The sequence below is a fragment of the Marinobacter antarcticus genome (genome assembly GCF_900142385.1).
In the GTDB taxonomy this organism is placed as follows: domain Bacteria; phylum Pseudomonadota; class Gammaproteobacteria; order Pseudomonadales; family Oleiphilaceae; genus Marinobacter; species Marinobacter antarcticus.
This window is the reverse complement of sequence record NZ_FRAQ01000001.1, coordinates 374,492-396,759: the sequence shown is the minus strand read 5'-3', so window position 1 is coordinate 396,759 and position 22,268 is coordinate 374,492. Positions and strand designations below refer to the sequence as shown.

Sequence of the window (22,268 nt, the reverse complement as noted above, 5' to 3'; positions counted from 1 at the left end):
TCACGGCGATAGGATGGCGACTGAACATTTTTTCTACACTACTCTCAGGAGAGTTGTTATGAACCGAAAAACACTGGCAATGGTCGCCGCGCTGCTTATTGCAGTCACTGGCGCCTTCTATGCCGCGGTTGCCACGGCCGAAAAGACCACGGCCAGTGCCGACGAATATGCGCCGTCAGATCCCGGCCTGAAGGTCGCGACCTTTGCTGGCGGCTGCTTCTGGTGTGTGGAAGCCGGTTACGAGAAGATCCCCGGCGTGGTAGAGGCTGTTTCCGGCTATGCGGGTGGAGATGAGACCAACCCAACCTACCAGCAAGTTGCTTCCGGTAGTACCGGGCACACCGAAGCGGTGCAGGTTTACTACAATCCGGACGAGATTACCTACGAAGGCTTGCTGCAAGGCCTCTGGCGGATGATGAACCCGACGGATGCCAACGGACAGTTTGTTGACCGTGGTCAGCAGTACCGCCCGGCAATTTTCTACCACAACGCGGAACAGAAGCGTCTGGCGGAAGTGGCTAAGAAAGAGCTGCAGGCGTCCGGTGTTTATGAGAAGCCAGTGGTGATTGAGATTACGCCGCTGAAGACTTTTTATGCCGCCGAGAAGTATCACCAGGATTACTACAAAAAGAACCCGGTGCGCTACAACTTCTATACTTTCAATTCAGGCCGTTATCAGTTTATCGAGAAGGTTTATGGTGACGATTACGAGCTTGATTTCAGCCAGTTCAAGCCAGATGGCGATGCGGTAAAGAGCGCCAAAGAAGCTGCAACAAACGCCGCTGCTGACATGAGTCAGTCTGGTGGGATGAAGGGCTTTGATCCGGAGACTTTCGTAAAACCAGACTCTGAGACTCTGAAGCAGCGCCTTACCAGCATTCAGTATGAGGTGACTCAGAAGGACGGCACAGAGCGGGCGTTCAGCAACCCGTACTGGGATAACAAACGTCCTGGAATCTATGTGGATGTTGTGTCGGGTGAGCCGCTGTTTTCCTCGCGTGACAAGTATAAATCCGGGACCGGCTGGCCGAGTTTCACGCGCCCGCTGAGCCCGGACATGGTTGTGGAAAAGGAAGACAACGGGTTCTTCATGTCCCGTACCGAAATCCGCAGTCGCTTTGCCGATTCACACGTAGGGCATGTATTCAACGATGGCCCGGCGCCCACCGGTCTGCGTTATTGCATGAACTCAGCGGCGCTTAAATTCATCCCGCTGGAAGAAATGGCTGAGGCCGGCTACGGCGACTGGATCGCCGCAGTGAAGGTGTCGCAGTAAAGCCTGAAGAGTGTCTCAAAGCCACAGATCACCAATAGGTGTTTGCGGGCTGAAGTGATGACGGATCTGGGCCTGCAGGAGCTCCGCAGTGGCAATGGCATCAATCAGAGCGTTGTGGGCAGCATAGTGAGGCAGCCCATAACGCGTTCTGCTGTCTGCCAGGCGGATGGATAGCTGTTTTTTCCCCGTTAGACGCTGCAGGAGAGAAGGCTGCCGATTTGGGTGCAGGTGAGCCTCGATAGCCATGGTGTCGATGACCGGGAAACGAATACCCTCTTCCAGTCGCCACTGCAGCGCCACTTCCAGGAAAGGCCGTTCGATATGTCTGAAGTGCACCACCGGAATGCGGCCGTTCAGGCTGGCAAAAACTTCCTCAAGTATGTCTGACAGGTCCGGTGCTTCGCTGATGTCGGCGTGGGTGATGCCGTGAAAGGTAACTGACAATTGGTGCAGCGGTAATCTGGGGCGAACAACCCAGTGTTTTGCCTGACCAAGCTGAATGGCATCCAGTGTAAAAGGCACCAGCCCGATACTGACAATCGAGTGGGCCTCCGCATCGAGGCCCGTGGTCTCAAAGTCCAGCGCCACCATGGGAACCTCGGATACCGGTGTTTCCGGTGCGACGCAGCCGGCTTCGTAAAAGGCTTTCAGTACGGGCGCTCTGGCACTGTTTGCCAGAGCCTGATATTGCTCTGGCCAGGGTAGGCGTTTGATCGCATCGGGCACTGGTTGGCTCTCAGACATGCCGGGTCGCCTGCGTGTTGTAACGGAACCTCAGAAACTTTTGGGCATTGCTGACAACCTGGAACGCGTCCTTGAGATGGCTGCGCTCGAACGGCGACAGGTCTTCTGGCCGCACGTTGTTATCCGGCTCTTCACCTGCCTCGAGAGACAGGGCCTGGTGTCGGATACGGACAATAGAGATGAACTCAAGTGCGTCTCTGAGGTTGCCCAGATCGTCTTCAAGAATAAGTTTGGTTTTGCCGATACTCTTCAGGCGTTCGAAGGAATTCTGTGCCTGGGAACCGCAAGCCAGAGCGTGAATCCGGATAAGGTCAGACAGCGGTGCTGTGCCCCGGCGTTTCAGGTTGAAGGTTTTCTGGTGCTTGCCGTCTTCCTCGAGCACAAAGGTTCGGAAAAAGCCCAGAGGTGGCGTCCGGTTGAGCGCATTGCGCGCCATCAGGGTCAGGAAAAGCTGGCTGTTGCTGGCTTTGTCTGCAACCAGAGATTTGAGCTCTTCCGCAAACTCCGTGCGGCCATAAATGCCGTCCAGATCAAAGAAGATATTGCTGTTCAGCAGGCTTTCCGCTTTCGGGTTTTCAATCCAGTCGGTAAAGTAGCTACGCCATACCTTCAACGGCTGGCGCCATTTCGGGTTGGTGGCCATGATGTCCCCGGTGCAGTAGGTGTAGCCGCACTCTGCCAGACCGTCGGAAACAAACTTCGCCAGCGCCAGAAAGTACGCATCGTGCTCTTCCGGCACAAAGCTGTCGTCCAGGATCATGGCGTTGTCCTGATCTGTCACGACCAGTTGCTCATCCCGCGCCATGGAGCCTAGTGCCATGAAACAGTAGGGCACGGGCGGCGAGCCCAGTTTTTCTTCTCCCAGTTCCAGCAGGCGTTGGGTAAAGCTGCGGCCAATGCCGGCCATGGCACTGCCGATCATGTGCGAGTTGGCATCTTCATTGACCATACGTACAAAGCTGTCCCGGACATCGAGGCTGATCTTTTTCAGACCCTTCACATGTTGCTGGTGGTAAATATTGCTCACCAGGTACAGGCTGCTCTGGCTCTCATATTTAACAATGTCCGCCAAAGCGATAACGCCCCGGACTTCATGCCCCTCCATTACCGGAAGGTGGTGCACATTATTATGCAGCATGGTGAGCATGGCTTCGAAAATGAAGCTGCTGGCGCGAATGGTTATCAGCCCGTCAGACATAATCTCACTGACAGGTGTTTCAGAGGGCAGTGCTTCAGTCACAGCTCTGGTGCGCAGATCACGGTCTGTAATTATGCCTGCAAGGCGGGTATTGTCGCCTTCGCCGTTCATCAATAGCAGAGCCGACACGCCCTTATCCGTCATAATGCGCGCGGCCTCCTGCAATCGCACTGTCGTAGGCGCTGAGACGGTTTTTCGGGAAATCAGGCGGCTGACACGGGAGGTCATAAGTGTGTTGGATTTCTCCCGGCGCGAGAGTGCCGAACGCAAACGGCCGCGATCCTCTATCTCAACAAAGTCTGCAAAGTTCTCATCGTTTTCAAACAGGTAATGAAAGGTATCGGCCGGCACGCGGTAAAGCAGGCTGTCTTCCAGCGCCCGTGCAGGGAACCTGACCTGCCGCTGCATCAGCAGGCCAAACTGGCCGAAGATCTCGCCTTCACCTATGCGGTTGTAGAGCTCGCCTGAGCGACGGAAAATTTCTATGGCACCGCTACGCACATAATACATGCAAGTGCTGGTTTGCCCGGTTTCCAGTATCTGGGTTCCCGCCCGCACGTAACTGATTTCAATGCTGGCGGTGAGCCGATTGAGCAACTCCTCCGGCATGTCGTCAAACGGCGAATGCTGGACAATATGGTTACGGATATCGATCAATTCAACCTGCATGCGGTCTCCCGGGTGGAATAGATAATGCCTCAGCAAAACTATAGCAGAAACCGCCGGTTGGGCGGTGGAGCCTGCGCCTTTGGTGTCGGCTCCGTCGTGCAGCCTATGGGTGTAAAGCTTTGAAAGCCCCATGCGCCACAAGGCTCTGAAACCGCCCGTAGCCTGAGGTGTCAACCTGAATCCTGCTACGGCACGCATAGGGTGTCGTCAGCCCTGAGAAAGCGTGTTCCAATGGGATGTTCATAACATCAGCTACGACCATCCTTATAACGCCGCCGTGGCACACGATCAGTACGTTCTGGCTCGCAAGCTCCTGTTGCCAGTGGTGCCAGCTCCCAATAATACGCTTATTGAAATCTGTGACTGGCTCACCGCCCGGAGGCGTGTTATTGACCGGGTCAGCCCAGAACCGGCTGAGCCTTTCGCCGTCGCTTGCCATCACCTCATCAGCGGTGCGCCCTTCCCAATCTCCGAAGTTGATCTCCCTCAGGCGCTCATCACTGTGAAGAGGAATCTGATAGCGGTCCGCCAGTTCCCGGGCAAAGTGAACGCAGCGCAGCATGGGTGAGGTAACGATGGCATCCCAGCGGTCAGCTTCGGTAATGGCATCGCGCATTTGCTGCCAACCGGCGTCGCTCAGCGGGTCGTCTTTGCTGCCACGATACATGGGCCCGCCCTCGGGTTCGCCGTGGCGGATGAGATCAAACACCGTTGTGCTATCAGCCATCGTGACTGCCCTCTTTATTGCTGACGCCTGAGTCTGCAAAGCTGGCCATGTTGTTATGAAGTTCACACGCAACCCGCAGCAGCGGAACGGCTGCAGCTGCGCCGCTGCCTTCGCCGAGACGCATCTCGAGATCAAGCAGTGGCTCCGCATTCATTGCTGTCAGAATAGCCTGATGTCCTGGTTCGGCTGAACGGTGGGCGAACATTAACCAGGGGCGGATACCCGGCTGCTGGCTGACCGCGATCAGTGCCGCGACAGAGACGATATAACCATCAATCAACACCGGAATGGATCGTGCGGCGCAACCGGCAACAGCACCCGCCAGAGCGGCAATCTCAAAACCACCGAAGGCCTCGAGCACGGCCATGGGATCCTGATCGTCATCGTGGCGCTGAAGCGCGCTGATAATGACCTCGGCTTTACGGCGCACACCGGCCATGTTCAGGCCTGTGCCCGGGCCGGCCAGTTTCATCGGGTTCTTGCTCATCAGCGCACAGGCAATGGCCGTTGCCGAGGTGGTGTTGCCTATGCCCATCTCACCGCCGATGAACAGCTGGCAGCCCTTATCTGCCGCCCGTTGAGCTGCTGCATCGCCGTGGTTCAGGGCAGTGCACACCTGCTCGGTGGTCATGGCATTGGTTGCCGCAAAATTTCGGGTGCAGGGCGCTATACGAGCGTCTACGACGCCGGGCAAACCGGGCTCGACGTCAGATATAGTGCCAAGGTTTACAACTTCCAGTCCTGCGCCCAGCGATTTAGCCAAAACACTGATTGCTGCACCACCGTTGGCGAAGTTCGCAATCATCTGGGCGGTAACCGCCTGGGGATATGCAGAAATCCCTTCTTCGCAGATGCCGTGATCACCCACAAAGACGCTGATCTGGATGTGATCAAGCGCCGGCTTGTCTGTGCCCTGAAGCCCGGCAAGCCGAATGGCAACATCTTCCAGTCTGCCCAGTGAGCCTGCGGGCTTTGTCAACACACTTTGCCGCTGCGCGGCCTGCTCAAAGAAACGCGCCTCGGGTTGCCGGGGAGGGTTGATCCAACCGCTGGGAAAAGACATTGCACAATACCTTCAGACATTGAAATACCGTAACGCAGGTTCTGATTACGGAGGGAGAGTGTGACTTGAGTTCAATACAATATGGTGCGGGATCATACTCCGGCTGGGTGCAATGAGGTAGGTTTGAAGGAGCGGGCGGCTGCGTTGTTCGGGTGCCGCCTTGAAGTAATTGCGCGTTGTCATTGACCAGACATTAACGCATTGTTAGCCTTTGACGGCGTTTTCAGGTGCCTTCAGAGACAGTCCACGCATTGTTTCAAGGTGAAACGGGAAGCCGGTTAAAGTCCGGCACTGCCCCCGCAACGGTAAGTGAGAGTAAGGCGAAGAGTAATGCCACTATGCAACCGCATGGGAAGGCGTCGCTGATCAGTATATCTGAGCTCACAAGTCCGGAGACCGGCCTGGAAATACACCGAACGCTGCGGAGGGCAGTTGTGGTGGGTTGATGCCGATCCGGTTTTCGGAATTATCCCCCCTCCCTTTGTATAGCGATTGCTCGTTCAATTCTTGACGACGAGCTTTGGCTGTCTGCGCAGCGCATAAAAACATCCATGCGGGTGCGCATGGTATTCCTGTGAGTGCGAATTAATGAAAGTCTCCCGGCTAGCTGTGGGCAGTTTTATTTTGCCTTTTTCTCTCAATCCTTTTTCAGTTGTGATCTCGCAGGAATCGACAGATTCTTTGACGGATCCTATCGTTGTCACTGCGACCCTTGGCCCGAAAACCACTGGAGAAAGTCTTTCTTCGGTGACCGTTATCGGTGAGAAAGATATTCGCCTTCAACAGCCAAAAGAATTTCGTGAACTCCTCGAATCCCAGCCTGGCGTATCCGTTTCCCGGAGTGGGTCGTTTGGCAAGCAAACCAGTGTTTTTATCAGGGGGCACGCTTCAGACGCGTCTGTACTTCTGGTGGATGGCATTCGAGTTCGTTCCGCGACGGTTGGTGGTGCTGCGTGGCAGTATCTGCCGCCTCAGTTAATCAACCGAATTGAAATTGTCAGAGGCGGTCGGAGTAGTCTCTATGGTGCTGATGCGGTTGGCGGCGTGATACAGGCCTTTACCTTGCCTCAACATGAGGGCAAGAGCGGTTGGTTAGAGGCTGGTGCCGGGAATTATGACAGCCAACAATATGCCGCCGGTGCAGCATTTTCGGGTAATTCATCAAAACTTAGTATTGGCGTTAATCGCTTCCGGACGGAGGGCGCGCCTGTTATCAGAGACGGTGATGACAAAAGCTACAACAGCACGTCGGGCGCCGCGAGCGGCTCTCATGAATTCAATAATGGCGTCCGCACTGGTTTCACGTTCCTGAATGCTGACGGTGACAGTGAATACGCGGGTGGTGAAGAGGATTTCGTATTCCAGGTCGCGGGTGTGAGTTTGGATGTTCCTGTTACCGAAAACTGGCGAACATTACTGCAGTTATCCGATGCGAGAGATGAGTTGGAAGACTTTAGTTCCTTTCCCGGGGTCTTCAATACCAGAACTCGAAATTCTCGATTGGAAAACTGGCTGACCTCGGGTACTCACGAATTTGTGCTGGGAGCTGAGTATACGGTGGATCAGGTAGACAGCTCTGTGTCTTATGACGAGCGCAGCCGCTCCAACAGTGCTGTTTTTAGTCAGGCACTATTGAACTTTGGGGCGCTGGATATCCATTTAAGCGCGCGGAGCGACGATAATGAATCGTACGGTACCGAGCAAACCTGGGGCGCCGGAGCCGGATATGCACTGGACAGACATCATCGAATTCGTGCCAGTGCGGGTACGTCGTTCAAGGCACCGTCCTTCAACGATCTTTACTACCCAAACTTTGGGAACCCCGATCTTCAGCCAGAAGAAGCAACAAGTTATGAGCTGGGGATAGAAGGTCGTTATGTGAGATGGTTCTGGGACGTAGCTGTATTCCATTCAGATGTAGAAGACCTGTCTCTGCCATCGCAAGATGCCGCCGGGAGCATACCGGAAGCTCGCTTGCGGGGTGTCGAGTTCAGTAGTGGCTGGATTCAAAATGGTTGGAGCCTCAAAGTTGTTGCCAGCGCAGGCGACTACGAGGATAAAAGAGATGGGAGACAATTGATCCGGAGGGCTGAGAATACGGTTCGCGTGGATCTGGACAAAGAGCTTGGCACCTGGGTTTTAGGTACAACAGTTCGCGCCGAAAGTCAGCGGTATGATGATCTCTTTATGATTGGCCGTGAGCGTATTGCTGGCTATGGCACATGGGATCTCCGTGCCCGGAAGGACCTTGCCCCAGGTTGGGTTGCCTCTCTAACCCTGGGTAACGTTCTGGATAAAGAATACACGACAGCCAAGCGGTTCGATAATGCGGATTATATCAGCGCTGGCCGGACCGCATTTCTCTCTGTAAGGTATGAATTCGGTCTTTAAAAGGTATGGTAACTCGTTTGTTCGGCCCGGAAAAAGATGTGAGGACAAGAACTTATAGAATCAATGCCTGGTCTTTCTTGGCTATTGTGATTTTTGTTGTTCTTGCGTCATATAGCAGAGAGGGCACTGCTATATGCGTCCGGGATGATTCCGGCCAGACCGTCTGCCTTCCTGCACCGGCCAAGCGCATAGTAACGCTGTCTCCAGGAGCGACCGAGCTCATGTTTTCTGCCGGCGCCGGTGATCAGATTGTCGCGGTTGTGGCATACAGTGACTACCCTCCCGCCGCTCTGGAACTGCCATCAGTGGGTACTAACACCCGGATAGATATGGAAGCGCTGCTGGCGCTCAAGCCAGATCTGGTCATCACTTGGGTAACGGGTAACCCGCCAGCACAGGTCGAACTGCTGCAAGAGCTTGGTTTGCCGCTGTTTGCCATTGAGCCGCGTACATTTGAAGGGGTTTCCAGTGCTATTGAGCGTCTGTCTGCGCTGGCAGGAACGGAGACCGAGGGTTTTGCTGAAGCAGAACGTTTTCGCGCTGGTATTAGTGAGTTGTCTGAGCAGTACCGCGATGCTGAAGCCATACCGGTTTTTTACCAGGTTTGGGCGCAGCCTCTTATGACTATTAATAACGATCATTTGATTGGCAAGGTGCTTCAGCTGTGTGGTGGCATGAACGTCTTTGGTGGTATGCCGCGCCTGGTGCCACGAATCAGCGCAGAGGTGGTGCTGCAGGCCAACCCTCATGCCATTATTACTGCAAGCGTTGACGGTGTCAGCGATGACCAGCTCGACCTTTGGAAAAGCTATTCCGGGCTAAGCGCCGTTAAACGAAATAACCTGTTCTTTGTACCCGCATCATCGATATCAAGGCCGACGCCGCGGCTTCTCGAAGCCACCAGACTGATTTGTGAAAAGCTGGATGTTGCCCGTGAGCGCCTCTGATAGCGGTGACAATTTGCAGGCGGGCGGCTGATGGTCCGCCCTCTGATCAGTCTCAGCGTGATAGCGCTTTTCGCCGTTCTGGTGGCCCTGGCGCTGGGTAGCGTCAATGTCTCCTTTCCCGAGCTTTGGCAGGTTATTCAGGGCGAAGGCAGCGTTCTGAATCGCACCCTTTTACTGGACCTGCGCCTGCCGCGCACTCTTGCAGCTTTTGCCACGGGTGGTTTGCTGGCGGTTGCTGGCGCGCTTATGCAGGTACTTCTGCGAAATCCGCTGGCCGATCCCTATGTGCTGGGGTTATCTGGCGGTGCTGCGGTGGGTGCGCTGCTGGCGATGCTGGCTGGAATGGGAACTCTGCTGATATCAGGTTCCGCCTTCGCCGGAGCCATGCTGGCAACGCTGCTGGTCTTTGGCATCGCTCACGGCACGGGAAGCTGGACACCGTCCCGCCTGCTGCTCACGGGTGTGGTGGTTGCAGCCGGCTGGGGTGCCGTGATCACCCTGATGCTGGCCATCACGCCTTCGTACAAACTCCCCGGCATGCTTTACTGGTTGATGGGTGATGTCTCCTACGCCCGCACGCCTTGGCCTGCGCTGGTGGTGCTGGTTTGTTCGGTAGTACTGATTATGCCCCTTGCCCGCAATCTGAATGTGCTGGCACGCGGACCCTTGCAGGCAGCGGCACTGGGTGTATCTGTGCGTCCACTGGAATGGACGATTTATCTTTTTGCCAGCCTGCTGACGGCCACAGCAGTGACCACCGCAGGCAGTATCGGATTTGTTGGTTTGATTGTGCCCCACATGCTCAGGCTGGTTCTGGGTAACGATCAGCGCATTATCCTGCCAGCCAGTGCCCTGGCTGGCGGTACTTTGCTGGTGCTTGCGGACACGCTGGCGCGCACGGTGATTGCTCCGGAGCAGCTCCCGGTTGGGGTGATCACGGCTTTGCTGGGCGTGCCCACATTCCTTTATCTGCTGCATCGGAGCCGCTGATGAGCACGTTACGCACCCGCGACCTGATCATTAATGTTCCGGGCAGGCCCGATGGCCTTACTCTGAATATGAGCATTGAACCGGGCCAGATCTGGGGTGTGCTTGGCCCCAATGGGGCCGGTAAGACCACCTTGCTGCATACACTCGCTGGTTTGCTGCCGGTTCGCAGTGGGCAGGTGATGCTGAATGACTCACGGTTAAAAGACCTGAAACGCCGGGATATTGCCCGGCAACTGGGCCTGGTGTTTCAGGAACGTCAGGACAGTTTCCCTGCGACGGTAATGGAAACCGCTCTTATCGGCCGCCATCCCTGGCTGTCACCCTGGGAGAGTGCGCAGGGTGAGGATCAGGTACGAGCTGAGCAGGCTCTGGCGGCGCTGGATGTAGACTATTTGGCTGATCGCTTGCTGAACACGCTGTCTGGCGGTGAGCGTCAGCGTGTCGCTATCGCCACCTTGATGACTCAGAATCCGGATATCTGGCTGCTGGATGAGCCCACCAATCATCTGGATCTGCATCATCAGGTAAAGGTGATGAACCTGCTTCGGGATCAGGCGGATGGCGGGAAAGCCGTTTTTATGTGCCTGCATGACCTGAATCTGGCTGCCCGCTGGTGTAGCCATGTTCTGCTGCTATACACCAATGGCGATGCCTGCTGGGGCCCGGTGGAAACTATGTTGGTGCCGGAGGCTCTGGAGCGTTTGTACAACCAGCGACTGATGACCCTTCAGGCAGATGGCGTCTCGGTGTTTGTGCCTGCCGTTTGATACCTTGTTGAGACTCCCCCCTTGCGCCTTGGACGGGCATTGAAATCTTAAGTCGCGCTTAAGCATTCTGCTGGCGCGACTTAAGCCTGGATTAAGGCTTGTTAGCTAATCTGACTCTCAATATCACGGGCGTGTCGCCCGAGAGCTGTCGGAGAACGCTTATGACCGACCCGATGACGATGTCCATACATTGCCCACCGGATTCGCGGGAGTTAGTTCCGGCCATTCGTTGTGCCGGGCGCTGGTTGATCGAGATTCACCCGAACACCGAATTGGCCGCTACGGTCGCTGGATTTATTCGGCGACGGTTTTTTCAGGCCTATGGGGCCGAACCCTCGCTGCGGATTCCGTCATTACTGGCTTTGACTTCGGCAAAGGGCACCCTTCTGGCCGCAGTGGGCGTTCGAAATGCTGCCCTGGAGCCTCTGTTTCTTGAGGACTACCTGTCTGTTCCGGTCGAAGGTGCGATGCCGGTGTCGGGCATTGAGCGTCACAAGATTGCAGAGATTGCTCACCTTGCCGGTGTCGAGGCCGGTGTCAGCAGATACCTGTTTGCCTCATTGTCGGTGTGGCTGGAAGGCGCGGGTTATGAGTGGGTGGTGTGTACGGGAACGGGTCAACTGAATAACAGTTTTCACCGCATGGGGATAGCCACCCGTGTGCTGGCCAATGCGGATCCGGCGAGGTTGCCCGATGGTGGCGCCGGCTGGGGCCGGTACTATGATCATCATCCGGTGGTGATGGCCATCAAAGTGGCTGACAGCCTCACCGCACTGCGGCAGGCGGGCATACTGCGCCTGATTCAGCCGGCGTTGCCAGGCGAAGGCTCAGACGGTTTGGAGCAGGGAGGCGCTTATGGCTGCCTTGCCTGAATTACTCAAACGCCAGGCGATGGTGCACCCTTCCCGCATAGCCTTGCAAGGGCCGGAATCGGAACTGAGTTATGCACAGATGGTCCGGTCGGCAGAGGCTCTGGCCGAGCAGTTGAACCAGTTGGGGATAAAGCGTGCCGGTGTGTGCGGAGACAACGCCATTCCCTGGATTCTGGCTGACCTCGCCTGCCTGTTGGCTGATGTCGTTTGCGTGCCGGTGCCGGTTTTTTTCTCGGAATCCCAGACTGCTCACCTTGTTGAGCGGGCGGGCCTGGAATGCTTGCTGTCCAGCGAAGACACGCCGGGCAGCGAGCACTTGGGCCATGGTGTCTGGTTTCGCTCTTTGCCGGTTTTTGCCGCCGGGTCCTGGATGCCGGAAGGCACCGCCAAAATTACCTTCACTTCCGGCAGTACCGGAACCCCCAAAGGTGTTTGCCTGTCGGTAAAGCAGATGACGGCAACTACCCTGGCCCTGAAAAGGCAGCTGGCGGGTGTCGATCTGCAAAAGCATCTGTGCATCCTGCCACTGGCGACGCTGCTGGAGAATATCGCGGGGGTTTATCTGCCATTGCTCATGGGTGCCACGGTTAATGTGGCGCCATTAGCCAGCCTGGGGATGACCGGAAGCAGTGGCCTGAATCTCGGCAAACTCGTGGAGGGCATTCATCAAAACGGGCCTCAGTCGCTGATCCTTGTGCCGGAACTGGCCATGGCATTGGTTGCCACCGCCGAGCAGGGACAACTGGACAGTCGGTCATTCCGGTTTCTGGCCGTCGGCGGAGGCCGGGTATCCCCGGAGCTTCTGGCCCGTGGCCGCGCAGCCGGCTTGCCACTCTACGAAGGCTATGGCCTGTCTGAATGTAGCTCCGTCGTGGCGTTGAATGTGCCGGCTGCCGAGCGTGAAGGCACTGTCGGTAAACCTTTGTTCCACATCGATATCAGGGTAGATGCTGGCGGTCATATTCTGGTTCGCGGCAATACCCACCTGGGTTATCTGGGCGATGAGCCGGAGGCGTCTGAATGGCTGGATACCGGCGACCTGGGAGCGCTCAGCTCTGATGGCTTCCTGACGGTCCATGGCCGTTCTAAGAACCTGCTGATTACCAGCTTTGGCCGCAATATTAGCCCGGAGTGGCTGGAGAGTGAACTTGTTCAGGGGCTGGGCATTCGCCAGGCCGTGGTCTTTGGTGATGGTGAACCACAGCCAATGGCGTTGGTTACCGTGACCGATGGCCGTTCACCAGAGGTTCTTGCCCGGTCTCTGCAACGGCTCAATCAAGGCCTGCCGGATTACGCTCGTCTGGTGACGGTGTACATCCGTCGGCAGCTACTCAGCCAGTCCGACGGTTATATCACTGCGAACGGTCGCCCCGCCCGGGCACACATTCAGGCCGATCTGCCGACTCTGCTGGCAGGGTCTTTCCCCCTATTTATTTCGACATCATTGGCGAATCAGCCAGGAGAATCTCACATGGCATTTTTTGACAAATTGCAGCAAGAAACAGCGAAAGCACGGGCTCATGTTACCGGCGCGCCGGTGGTCAAGGCGATTGCTGAGGGTTGTTTCAGCCTTGAGTCCTATACCTGGTTTCTGACCCAGGCCTTCCACCACGTCAAGCACACGGTGCCTTTGATGATGGCCTGTGGTGCCAGGTTGCCCCGGCGGATGGAGTTCGTCCGCAAGGCGCTTGTTGAATACATTGATGAGGAGTACGGCCACGACGAGTGGATTCTGAACGACCTGGAAGCCTGCGGCGCCGATAGGGAAGCGATTCGCAAGGGCAAGCCGGATCTATCCATCGAGCTTATGGTGTCCTATCTGTACGATCAGATTAACCGGGGCAATCCGGCGGCGTTCTTCGGTATGGTCCAGGTGCTTGAGGGCACGTCCGTAGAGCTGGCCACACCTTTGGGAGAGCAGATCCAGAAACTCCTGGGGCTTCCGGATGAGGCGTTCAGCTACTTGTATTCCCACGGCGCTCTCGATCAGGAGCATTTCGATTTCTTCCGCAACCTCATGAACGACATCACTGATCCGGACGACCAACAGGCGATTATTGACGCCGCCCGTGTGGTGTATCGGCTCTACGGCGATATGCTGCACAGCATCCCGGTGCCCGCCAGTCGCAAGGAGCCACGCCATGAGGCTGCATGATCGCGTGTTCCTCCTGTTGGGCGGAACCGGCGGCATTGGTAAGGCTCTGGTTGATCCGCTGGTTCTGGCGGGCGCCCGTGTCATCGTGGCATCCCGGCATCCGGAAAGGACAGATCACCGGGAGGGTGTTTCCGCGGTGCACCTGGATCTCGCCGCGATAGATCTGGACCAACAGCTGGTGCGCCTGAGTGAGGCTTATCCTGATATCGACGGTATGATCCATTGTGCCGGGCAGAATCGCTTTGCCGGACTTGCTTCCATGACCGTCAGCGAACTCGATGCCCAGTATAGTGTGAACCTGCGCTCCGCCATGCTCGTCGCCAGACATTTTGTCCCCCGATTCGAGAAGGCGGGTGGCGGCGCTCTGGTGTTTGTGGGGTCGACTTTCGGCAGTATCGGCTTTCCCGGTTATACCGCCTATTGCGCCGCCAAGTTCGGCCTTAGGGGGTTCACCGAAGCCCTGCGCCGGGAACTGGCGGATACGGCGCTTCAGGTGGTCTACGTAGCGCCCCGGGCCACTGCCACCGAAATGAATGCGGAAGCCGTAAATGAGTTGAATCGTGCCCTTGGTAACCGCGTTGACACTCCGCAGGCGGTGGCATCAGAAATCCTGAAAGCCATGGAAAATGACGAACGCCGCCGGTTCATCGGCTGGCCCGAGAAACTGTTTGTGGTGATTAACGGGATACTGCCGCGCATTGTCGATAAAGCCATGCTGAAGCAACTGCCGGTGATCCGGCGCTTTCTCAATGCAGGAAAGTCTTCATGAAGTGGCCAACTGTGTCTATGTTCGTTGTGCTTGCTCGCCCTTACGCTTTCCGCGTTTTTTTAGCGCCTCAAACCCAATAATCAAATCCATCAGTTCATTGGTGATTTCTGTCTGACGCACTGACCGGAGCTCACCCAGAACCTGCTCAATGCGTTCATCCACTGACTGTTCGGCTTGCTGCATCAGCGCCAGCCTTGCCGAGTTTTCAGTGACCATGGCTTCGGCCGAGGCGCGGAATACGCTGGCGAAGATATGGCTGCGAATTAGCGACGACAGAAGAGCGTCGGCGGGCATGGTGTAATCCGGAAGCGAGCAGGAATTCCAGTACTTTTCACGCTGTAGCAGCGCCGGATTCAGTGGCAGAAGCCTTCGCGTCACCGGTTCCCGCAGGCCCTGCTCGCCGCGCTGGGTAAATGCCAGAGTGACGGCCAGGTGGGCCAGTGGCTGGCCTTGGCTGAAACGGTCTATCCGGGTAACGATATCGCCGGCGAGGCGGCCGATGCCGTCGGCAGACGCCGGTGGTAGCAGAACAGCGTCAGGTGTCAGGCCCTGATCATCCAGAGCATCGTTCATCTGCGCCCCGATGCAAAGAAGGCATCGTTTGCCGATGATTTGCGTCTGGCAATGCTGCTTTACCAAATCTGCAAGAATCTCGTTGTAGTTGCCACAGAGGCCGTGGTCGGAGCCGAAGACGATGACCAGGTGTTCAAGCGCGCCATCCCGGCGCAGGGCAATCTCGCCGGTCCGGTAAGCGAAGGCGGCAAAGCCCTGAAGTATGGTCTGGTGATAGGCTTCAATTGAGCGGGCGGCGTGCTCGTAGGGTGAAGCGTTTATCGCAGACAAAGTCTTCATGGTGTGGACGATGCCACGAATACTTTTCAGCGTATCGCTGTGCCGGGAGAGAGTTTCAAGCGTTTGGGCCATGACAGGCCTCGTTTGCAGTGGCAATAATCAGTTTGCGGTCTTCCTCGCTCAATGCCTTGTCTTCGCTGATGCGTTCGTCAATGACTTGTAAATGTTTCCTCGCGGCGGCACGAATACGTCCCATGGCATCGGTCAGTTTCTGTTCTGACAAGGTATCGAAAAGGCCTTCCATGGCCGCGATCAGAACTGCCAGCTGTTCTGCGGCGGGCATCGGATCACGCTCTGCCTGGCGCAGTGCATTGCGGACCGCCGAGCCACGGGTCAGTCGCGCGCGTGTGACGTCGTCCAGCCGCGTACCAAAGCGGGCAAAATCCTCCAGCTCTTCAAACTGTGACAGAGTCACCCGCAGATTGCCGGCCACTTCGCGCAGGGTCCGGCTCTGAGCCTTGCCTCCCACGCGGGAGACCGACAGCCCCAGGTCAACGGCAGGAAACTGGTTCTTACGCACCAGCCGCGGCGACAGGTAAATCTGGCCATCGGTAATGGAAATCAGGTTGGTGGGAATATAGGCTGACAGATTCTCCGCCTGGGTTTCCACCACAGGCAAGGCGGTGATCGAGCCGCCGCCAGCTTCCTGGGTAAACTGGCCGGCCCGCTCCAGCAGGCGGGCATGAACGTAGAATATATCGCCGGGGAAAGCTTCGCGCCCCGGTGGCCGGCGTAAAAGCAGCGACAGTTCCCGATAGGAGCGGGCATGGTGTGTCAGGTCATCAAAAATGATCAATACATCCCGGCCCTGATCGGAAAAATACTCGGCCATGGCCATAGCGGCATAAGGTGCAATGTAAGCCAGCCCCGGTGTCTCTTCGTCACCGGCAGACATAACAATGCTGCGGGCCATCATGTTGCCTTTTTTCAAGGCGCCGATCACCCGGGATACCGCATCGCCACGCTGCCCGATGGCGCAATAGATGCAGATAACCTGTGATCGCGACTGATTGAGTATGGTGTCCACGGCGATGGAGGTTTTACCGGTCTGGCGGTCACCGATGATTAATTCGCGTTGTCCCAAGCCCACGGGTACCACAGCATCGATCGTCTTTATGCCCGTTGCCAGCGGTCGGAAAATAGCCGAGCGGCTGAGAATGCCCGGCGCTTCCGCTTCAATGGGCGTTTCCGCTACTGCGGCAATAGCGTCCAGGCCGTCTCTGGGGCGGCCCATGGCGTCGATCACACGGCCGAGCAGAGCAGGGCCGACAGGTACGCTCACCACTTTACGTGTGCGGCGTACATCTTCGCCCAGGGTAATGAGCTCCGAAGGCCCGAGCAGAACAACGCCGAGCCGCTCAGGCTCCAGATCCAGTACGATGCCGCGAACGCCGCATTCAAATACCAGCAACTCATCCGCCAGAGCGCGGGCGAGCCCAGTCACGATCGCAACGCCGTCGCCCACTTCGGTTACCCGGCCGACTTCGGTCAGTATCGGGGCGGGCGCGGGCGTTGCCAGCAGAGTTTCCCGCCACGCATCGAAATGCTCTGCTGAATGTAATTCGGAGCGGTTTTCCGGAGCACTGTGATCGCTAACGGTCATTGCGTTTTTACCTAAGCTCTTTAAGAATCGCCGGGTTGCATCCGCCCGGAAGCGCCAGCAGCCATGCGTTCGCTTAACAGCGCATCGAACTCTTCGGTGTAGCTGTCGACCGTCCAGGCTACCTGGGCTCCGCCAACACGCAGAACCAACCCTGGCGACTGCTGTGAGTCAGTTTCAAAGCGTAGGCTTATGCCTGGCAGCAGGCTTTTGATATCTGCCTGCATAAGTGCCTGTGCCGCCTCCGGTAAAGTATCGCGGCTGGTAGCCACCGCCTCTTTGCTGTCACCTGCGGCTTCGGAGAGCTCGCTCGCAATCGGGCGCAGCCGCGCGCTGACTCGGCGAACAATGGCCTCTTCCAGCGATTCATCCGCGAGATCGCGCAGTGCTTTTCGGGTCAGCTCGAGCAGGGTCTCTTCTCCGGCTCGCTGCAGTTGCGCGGTGAATTTCTGGCGCTCGCGCTCAAGGTGTTTTTGCCAGTCTTTCTGCTCCTGCTCAAGTTTGGCGCGGGCATCAGCCAGCAGAGAATCGCGCTGGTTTTCTGACGCCTGTAGAGCCTGTTCGGCTACCGCATTCTGGTCTGCCAGCAGCTGTTTTTGCTGCTGGCGATATTCGGCTTCTGCCGTCTGTGCTTTTTTCTCTGCCTCTCCAGCTTCGGCCATGCGGCGGGTTATTTCAGCCTCGCGGGCATCAATGCCGTCAAGAATCGGGCGGTAGAGAAAACGTTTCAGCAGCCAGACCAGCACCAGGAAGTTGGCGATCTGCGCGATGACGGTAATCCAGTCAATGGACATGATCTGCTCTAGCCTCCTGCGGCGACCTGCATTGCTGCGTCCCAGAACGGGTTGGCGAAAATCAGAATCATAGCCACCACAAAACAGTAGATGGCGGTGGATTCAATCATGGCCAGGCTCACAAACAGGGTTCGGGACAAGGTCGCGGCGGCATCCGGTTGCTGGGCGATGGCGGCAATTGCGGCGGCGGCAGCCCGCCCTTCTCCAAGTGCCGGGCCCAGGGCGCCGAAAGACACTGTCATGCCAGCCGTAAATATCGAAATGGCTGCAATAATTACGAGATCCGTCATGATTTTTCTTCCTGGTCGGTTGATAATTTTGATTCAGGTATTGAATTCTGCTTCTGAGCAGCTGAAGAGGCTGGCTCTGTTGACGATGGCTCTGTTGTAGCCGATGAAATATAAACAGTGGCAAGAATGGCAAAGATATAGGCCTGAATTATGCCGGTTAATAGTCCGAGCATGTCCATGACCACCGGAAAGAAAAAGGGAGCTACTGTTAGCAAAATGGCGGCTATGACGGCGCCGCTCATCACGTTGCCATACAGGCGGATGGCCAGCGAGATACCCCGCGAGAACTCCCCGATGATGTTGAACGGTAGCATGATGACTGAAGGCTCAATAAACGTTTTGAGGTAGCTCCCTACACCGCCGCTGGCAATGCCAAACACCGGCACGGCCATCAGCACAGACAAGGCCAGTGCGGCAGTGGTAGATAAGGAGGAAGTGGGCGGCGTAAATCCCGGTATCACCAGCATTAAGTTTGATAGTGCAATGAACAGGAACAAGGTGCCGGCAAAATACATCACGTGGCGTGCAGAGTTTCGGGTGACTTCCTCGATCTGGTTCTGAATCAGCTTGACGATGACCTCCAGAGTCGTACGCCAACGGTTGGGCGGCACATCGGCGCGCAGGTTGCGGGTAATCACCATGGAAATACCCACCAGCAGTACCATCACGATCCAGGTGTTGACGATGGTGGCGTTGACCTTCCAGCCAGCCAGCGTGAACACAATAATATCATCGGGGGTAAGCTGCATTATGTCCCCTCCTGTCTGGTAATGGCAGATTTCTTGCCCACTCTGGCCCAGAGCACCGCAATCAATCGTGCCAGGAAAAATGCCAGTGTGTAACCCGCCACTGCCCAGTTACTTTCGGCGGTAGCGATTACCCAGAAACCAACGGCCAGCAATACCGCGATTCGGCAGAAAGCGCTGACTATAAGCCAGAGCCCAGGCCGGTGAGAGGTCAGAGCGCGCCGCATGCCCCAAGCCAGGCCTAAAAAGAAAAGTGCGCCGATGGGTAAGCCAACAGAAAACCCCAACAGCACTGCTTGCCAGTCTACCGTTATCACCGCTTGTCTCCCTTCTGATCCGGCCCTTCTTTGCCAATCCAGTTCCAGGAAATCATGCCTCCGACAACAACACCGCCCAGAATCAGCGCAATGGGCCAGGAAAAGTTCTGCGGCGCCACTTTGTTCAGCCATAATCCGAGAAATGCGCCACCAACGGTGGGCACTGCGACCGACCAACCGATGATTCCGAAAGCTCCCAGTCCTCGCAGTGGGCTAACGCCGGGCTCGCTGCGAGCGCGTTTCATGCGTTCGGCACTGCGCCTGATTTCATCTGTAGATCGGTCTTTTTTCGTGCTCATACCGTGGGCTTCCGCAAGTCACCAAAGCGCCGGACTATGCCTGCTTCGAGTCGTGACAGCGCCGAGCGCGCCACCCGTTCTTCTTCGTCCACTTCAATAAAAGCTGCCTGGATGGTCTCGTGCAGGGTGTCAAGATCGGAACCCTGAACGCCGCGGCGTATAGCAATGTCCACCTGATAGCCTTTCTTCATCAGTATGCCTTCGTCAATGCCGAAAAACATTTCCCCGCCGTCTTCTGTGGTGAGAATAAGTACCGAAGGAACCAGCGCTGTAACAAAGTCCGTATGGTTCGGAAGCATGCCGAAAGCGCCGTTCTCCGCCCTGGCAAACAACCTCTGAACACTGCCGTTGAACAGCGTGCGGGTTGGCAGCCTCAGCGTTACCTGCATTGTGTCTGCCAGACTCATGATTTCGCCTTCAGATCTTTGAGGGAACCAATCATGTAATAGTCAGTTTCGTTATCGTCGAATTCCGTCTGGTTCAGGATGGTTTCACAGCCGTCCAGAGTGTCTTTGACCGGCACGCGCTTTCCATCATTACCCGTAAAGGAGCCCGTGGTGAAAAATGGTTGCGTAAGAAAGCGTTCAAGTCGACGCGCCCGTGCCACGGTTGCGCGGTCTGCGGCTGAGAGTTCTTCCATGCCCAGCATCGCTATAATATCGCGCAGGTCTTCATACTCGGCGAGTGTGCGTCTTACTGCCCGGGCAATATCATAATGGCGCTGGCCGACCATGGCAGGCGTTAACATCACGGAAGCGGAGCCAAGCGGGTCAACTGCAGGGTAAAGGCCCTCACTGGCGCGCTTGCGTGAAAGTACCACAGACGCTGAAAGATGAGAGAAAATATGAGCGGCCGCAGGGTCGGTGAAATCATCTGCGGGAACGTATACCGCCTGAATAGAGGTGATCGCTCCGTTACGAGTACTTGTGATGCGCTCCTCGAGAGAGGCCAGTTCCGTTGCCAGGGTAGGCTGGTAGCCAACCCGCGAAGGCATTCGGCCCATCAGCCCGGAAACCTCTGCCCCCGCCTGCACGAAGCGGAAAATATTGTCGATGAGCAACAGCACGTCCTGTTTCTGATCGTCACGAAAATACTCCGCCATGGTGAGTGCCGTTTTGCCGACCAGAAAGCGCACGCCTGGGGCTTCGTTCATTTGCCCGAACAGCATCACGGTTTTGTCCCGCACGCCGGCGTCGCCCATTTCCCGATACAGCTCTTCGGCCTCGCGGGAGCGCTCGCCAATGCCGCAAAACAGGCTGACCCCCTGATAGTGCTGAACCGTGTTGTTGATAAGTTCGGTGATCAGCACGGTTTTGCCAACCCCGGCGCCGCCAAAAAGCCCGGTCTTGCCGCCACGCTCGATGGGCGACAGTAAGTCGATCGCCTTGATGCCGGTCTCCAGAATGTCGCTGTGCACCACGCGGTCTTCAAGTGCGGGTGGCGGCTGGTGAATGGAACGGCGAATGTCAGAAGCGGGAGCGGGTTTGTTATCAATGGGTTCGCCAAACACGTTGAGCATGCGCCCCAGCACCGCGTCGCCTACCGGCACCTGAATGGGCATGCCGGTAGCTCGTACCGGCATGCCAAGCCCAAGCCCTCGCACCGGTGCCAGTGCCATACAGCGTACTGCGCCGCTTTCTAGCAGCGAGGCTACTTCCAGGGCCAGACTGCCGGCATAGAGTAGGTCGTGAATACGCGGAGAGGCCTGCGGGAAGCGCACGTCAACAACACCGCCGCGAATGCCTATAACTTCCCCGTGAGTGGCTGCGTCGGCGCCAGAGGCATGGCTCGGGTCCGCTTGGACTGGAGTGGAAACGACTTGATTCGACATGACAACGTGCCTGAGCGGTTAAGGGTTGTTCGTGGCCGATCCAGTGATGAGCGTTCCCGCTCGCGACTCCAGGATAGCAAGAGCATCTTCCAGCCGGCCAATGCCGCTGATGCCTCCAGTCTCCGCAAAATTGCAGGCTGCTGCCACCTTCGGACCCATGGAACCGGCCGGTACATCAAGCGCCCTTGCCTGCTCAGGGGTGACTTTGCGAACCGGGGCTGCGGTCGGTGTGCCGAAGTCGCGATACACTGCATCCACATCGGTCAGCAGTAGCAGGGCATCAGCGCCTAACTCACGTGCAAGTAAAGCACTGGCCGCATCCTTGTCGATGACCGCTTCAACACCGATCATGCTGCCGTCGTTACGGCGCAGCACCGGAATGCCGCCACCGCCGGTACAGATAACGATCACTTCCTGATCCAGCAGCAATTTCAGCACGCGCATGTCAGGTATTTCTATGGGAGCAGGCGACGGAACTACTCTGCGCCACTTGTCGCCATCGGCTGCGATATTCCAGCCTGCGGCCGCTGCCCGTGACTCTGCTTCTGCCTTATCGTAGACCGGGCCGATAAATTTGGTCGGATTGGCGAATGCCGGGTCGTTCCGGTCGACAACAACCTGGGTGAGCAGAGTCGCAACAGGGCGATCATGGCCGAGGGTGTTTTCTATTTCCTGCTCGATCATGTAGCCGATCATGCCGCCGGTCTCAGCACCCAGAACATCCAGCGGGTAGGCTTCTTCAGGCATATAGGCTGCGCCCTGCAATGCCAGCAAGCCTACCTGAGGGCCATTGCCATGGGTAATGACCAGTCGGTGCCCAGCGCGCACCAGCTCCGCCAGTGATGTCGCTGCTTTTCGAACATTGGTGCGCTGGGCTTCAGCCGTCAGTGGTTCACCGCGTTTCAACAGGGCGTTGCCGCCCAGAGCTGCAACAATCAGCATACTGTGCATCCTTTATCAGCATTCCGCAT

Annotated in this window: 22 protein-coding genes and 1 riboswitch; of the genes, 8 read left to right on the top strand and 14 right to left on the bottom strand. The window is 56.8% G+C overall.

Annotation, left to right across the window (positions count from 1 at the left end):
- The first annotated feature begins 58 nt into the window (after positions 1-58).
- Entirely contained in the window at positions 59-1,276 is a 1,218-nt protein-coding gene (gene msrB, locus BUA49_RS01885) for a peptide-methionine (R)-S-oxide reductase MsrB (protein ID WP_072795096.1), read from the top strand.
- A gap of 15 nt (positions 1,277-1,291) precedes the next feature.
- Here msrB and BUA49_RS01880 read toward each other — a convergent pair whose 3' ends face one another.
- The 4 genes from BUA49_RS01880 to cobT all read right to left on the bottom strand — a co-directional run bounded on the left by BUA49_RS01880 (position 1,292) and on the right by cobT (position 5,677).
- Positions 1,292-2,020: a 3'-5' exonuclease gene (locus BUA49_RS01880; protein WP_072795095.1), complete on the bottom strand. Its 729-nt coding sequence runs from the start codon at positions 2,018-2,020 to the stop codon at positions 1,292-1,294.
- On the bottom strand, positions 2,013-3,887 hold the full coding sequence (locus BUA49_RS01875; protein ID WP_072795094.1) for a DUF294 nucleotidyltransferase-like domain-containing protein: 1,875 nt from the start codon (positions 3,885-3,887) through the stop codon (positions 2,013-2,015). Before BUA49_RS01875 ends, BUA49_RS01880 begins: the two co-directional genes overlap by 8 nt.
- Before the next feature lie 103 nt (positions 3,888-3,990).
- On the bottom strand, positions 3,991-4,614 hold the full coding sequence (locus tag BUA49_RS01870; RefSeq protein ID WP_072795093.1) for a histidine phosphatase family protein: 624 nt from the start codon (positions 4,612-4,614) through the stop codon (positions 3,991-3,993).
- Positions 4,607-5,677 carry a nicotinate-nucleotide--dimethylbenzimidazole phosphoribosyltransferase gene (gene cobT / locus BUA49_RS01865; RefSeq protein WP_072795092.1) on the bottom strand — a complete coding sequence of 357 codons (1,071 nt, stop codon included), beginning with the start codon at positions 5,675-5,677 and terminating at the stop codon, positions 4,607-4,609. The genes BUA49_RS01870 and cobT overlap by 8 nt, the downstream gene beginning before the upstream one ends.
- Positions 5,678-5,885: 208 nt before the next feature.
- Positions 5,886-6,096, top strand: a riboswitch (cobalamin riboswitch).
- 262 nt (positions 6,097-6,358) lie between these two features.
- Between cobT and BUA49_RS01860 the strand changes: the two genes are divergently transcribed.
- The 7 genes from BUA49_RS01860 (at position 6,359) to BUA49_RS01830 (ending at position 14,568) form a co-directional block, all read left to right on the top strand.
- Positions 6,359-8,068, top strand: coding sequence for a TonB-dependent receptor domain-containing protein (locus tag BUA49_RS01860; protein WP_228704381.1), 1,710 nt, complete (start codon positions 6,359-6,361; stop codon positions 8,066-8,068).
- A gap of 83 nt (positions 8,069-8,151) precedes the next feature.
- Complete coding sequence (locus BUA49_RS01855; protein ID WP_407656684.1) at positions 8,152-9,015, top strand: cobalamin-binding protein; 864 nt, start codon at positions 8,152-8,154, stop codon at positions 9,013-9,015.
- 30 nt (positions 9,016-9,045) lie between these two features.
- On the top strand, positions 9,046-10,005 hold the full coding sequence (locus BUA49_RS01850) for a FecCD family ABC transporter permease (RefSeq protein WP_072795090.1): 960 nt from the start codon (positions 9,046-9,048) through the stop codon (positions 10,003-10,005).
- A complete protein-coding gene (locus BUA49_RS01845; protein WP_072795089.1) occupies positions 10,005-10,772 on the top strand; it encodes an ABC transporter ATP-binding protein in 768 nt (255 codons plus the stop codon). Before BUA49_RS01850 ends, BUA49_RS01845 begins: the two co-directional genes overlap by 1 nt.
- A gap of 161 nt (positions 10,773-10,933) precedes the next feature.
- The gene (locus BUA49_RS01840; protein ID WP_228704379.1) at positions 10,934-11,644 is read left to right on the top strand and encodes a thermostable hemolysin; all 711 of its coding nucleotides are present in this window, start codon (positions 10,934-10,936) and stop codon (positions 11,642-11,644) included.
- On the top strand, positions 11,628-13,799 hold the full coding sequence (locus BUA49_RS01835) for an AMP-binding protein (protein WP_072795088.1): 2,172 nt from the start codon (positions 11,628-11,630) through the stop codon (positions 13,797-13,799). The genes BUA49_RS01840 and BUA49_RS01835 overlap by 17 nt, the downstream gene beginning before the upstream one ends.
- Positions 13,786-14,568, top strand: a complete 783-nt coding sequence (locus BUA49_RS01830) for an SDR family oxidoreductase (protein ID WP_072795087.1) — start codon at positions 13,786-13,788, stop codon at positions 14,566-14,568. The genes BUA49_RS01835 and BUA49_RS01830 overlap by 14 nt, the downstream gene beginning before the upstream one ends.
- Before the next feature lie 15 nt (positions 14,569-14,583).
- Here the strand turns inward: BUA49_RS01830 and BUA49_RS01825 are convergent, their stop codons facing one another.
- From BUA49_RS01825 to arcC, 10 genes are read right to left on the bottom strand one after another with little or no spacing between them, the layout of a single operon-like run.
- Positions 14,584-15,492: a F0F1 ATP synthase subunit gamma gene (locus BUA49_RS01825; RefSeq protein ID WP_072795086.1), complete on the bottom strand. Its 909-nt coding sequence runs from the start codon at positions 15,490-15,492 to the stop codon at positions 14,584-14,586.
- Positions 15,476-17,023 (bottom strand): F0F1 ATP synthase subunit alpha, encoded by a 1,548-nt coding sequence (locus tag BUA49_RS01820; protein WP_072795085.1) that lies wholly within the window; start codon positions 17,021-17,023, stop codon positions 15,476-15,478. Before BUA49_RS01820 ends, BUA49_RS01825 begins: the two co-directional genes overlap by 17 nt.
- A 20-nt stretch (positions 17,024-17,043) precedes the next feature.
- Positions 17,044-17,814, bottom strand: a complete 771-nt coding sequence (locus BUA49_RS01815) for a F0F1 ATP synthase subunit B family protein (protein ID WP_072795084.1) — start codon at positions 17,812-17,814, stop codon at positions 17,044-17,046.
- An 8-nt stretch (positions 17,815-17,822) separates the two neighbouring features.
- Positions 17,823-18,104, bottom strand: coding sequence for a F0F1 ATP synthase subunit C (locus tag BUA49_RS01810; RefSeq protein ID WP_072795083.1), 282 nt, complete (start codon positions 18,102-18,104; stop codon positions 17,823-17,825).
- Positions 18,101-18,853, bottom strand: a complete 753-nt coding sequence (locus BUA49_RS01805; RefSeq protein ID WP_072795082.1) for a F0F1 ATP synthase subunit A — start codon at positions 18,851-18,853, stop codon at positions 18,101-18,103. The genes BUA49_RS01810 and BUA49_RS01805 overlap by 4 nt, the downstream gene beginning before the upstream one ends.
- The gene (locus tag BUA49_RS01800; RefSeq protein ID WP_228704378.1) at positions 18,853-19,167 is read right to left on the bottom strand and encodes an ATP synthase subunit I; all 315 of its coding nucleotides are present in this window, start codon (positions 19,165-19,167) and stop codon (positions 18,853-18,855) included. Before BUA49_RS01800 ends, BUA49_RS01805 begins: the two co-directional genes overlap by 1 nt.
- On the bottom strand, positions 19,164-19,466 hold the full coding sequence (locus BUA49_RS01795) for an AtpZ/AtpI family protein (RefSeq protein ID WP_072795081.1): 303 nt from the start codon (positions 19,464-19,466) through the stop codon (positions 19,164-19,166). The genes BUA49_RS01800 and BUA49_RS01795 overlap by 4 nt, the downstream gene beginning before the upstream one ends.
- Complete coding sequence (locus BUA49_RS01790; RefSeq protein WP_072795080.1) at positions 19,463-19,873, bottom strand: ATPase; 411 nt, start codon at positions 19,871-19,873, stop codon at positions 19,463-19,465. Before BUA49_RS01790 ends, BUA49_RS01795 begins: the two co-directional genes overlap by 4 nt.
- Positions 19,870-21,297 (bottom strand): F0F1 ATP synthase subunit beta, encoded by a 1,428-nt coding sequence (atpD, locus tag BUA49_RS01785; protein WP_084063463.1) that lies wholly within the window; start codon positions 21,295-21,297, stop codon positions 19,870-19,872. Before atpD ends, BUA49_RS01790 begins: the two co-directional genes overlap by 4 nt.
- 18 nt (positions 21,298-21,315) lie before the next feature.
- On the bottom strand, positions 21,316-22,239 hold the full coding sequence (gene arcC / locus BUA49_RS01780; protein WP_072795079.1) for a carbamate kinase: 924 nt from the start codon (positions 22,237-22,239) through the stop codon (positions 21,316-21,318).
- Between the last annotated feature and the right edge of the window lie 29 nt (positions 22,240-22,268).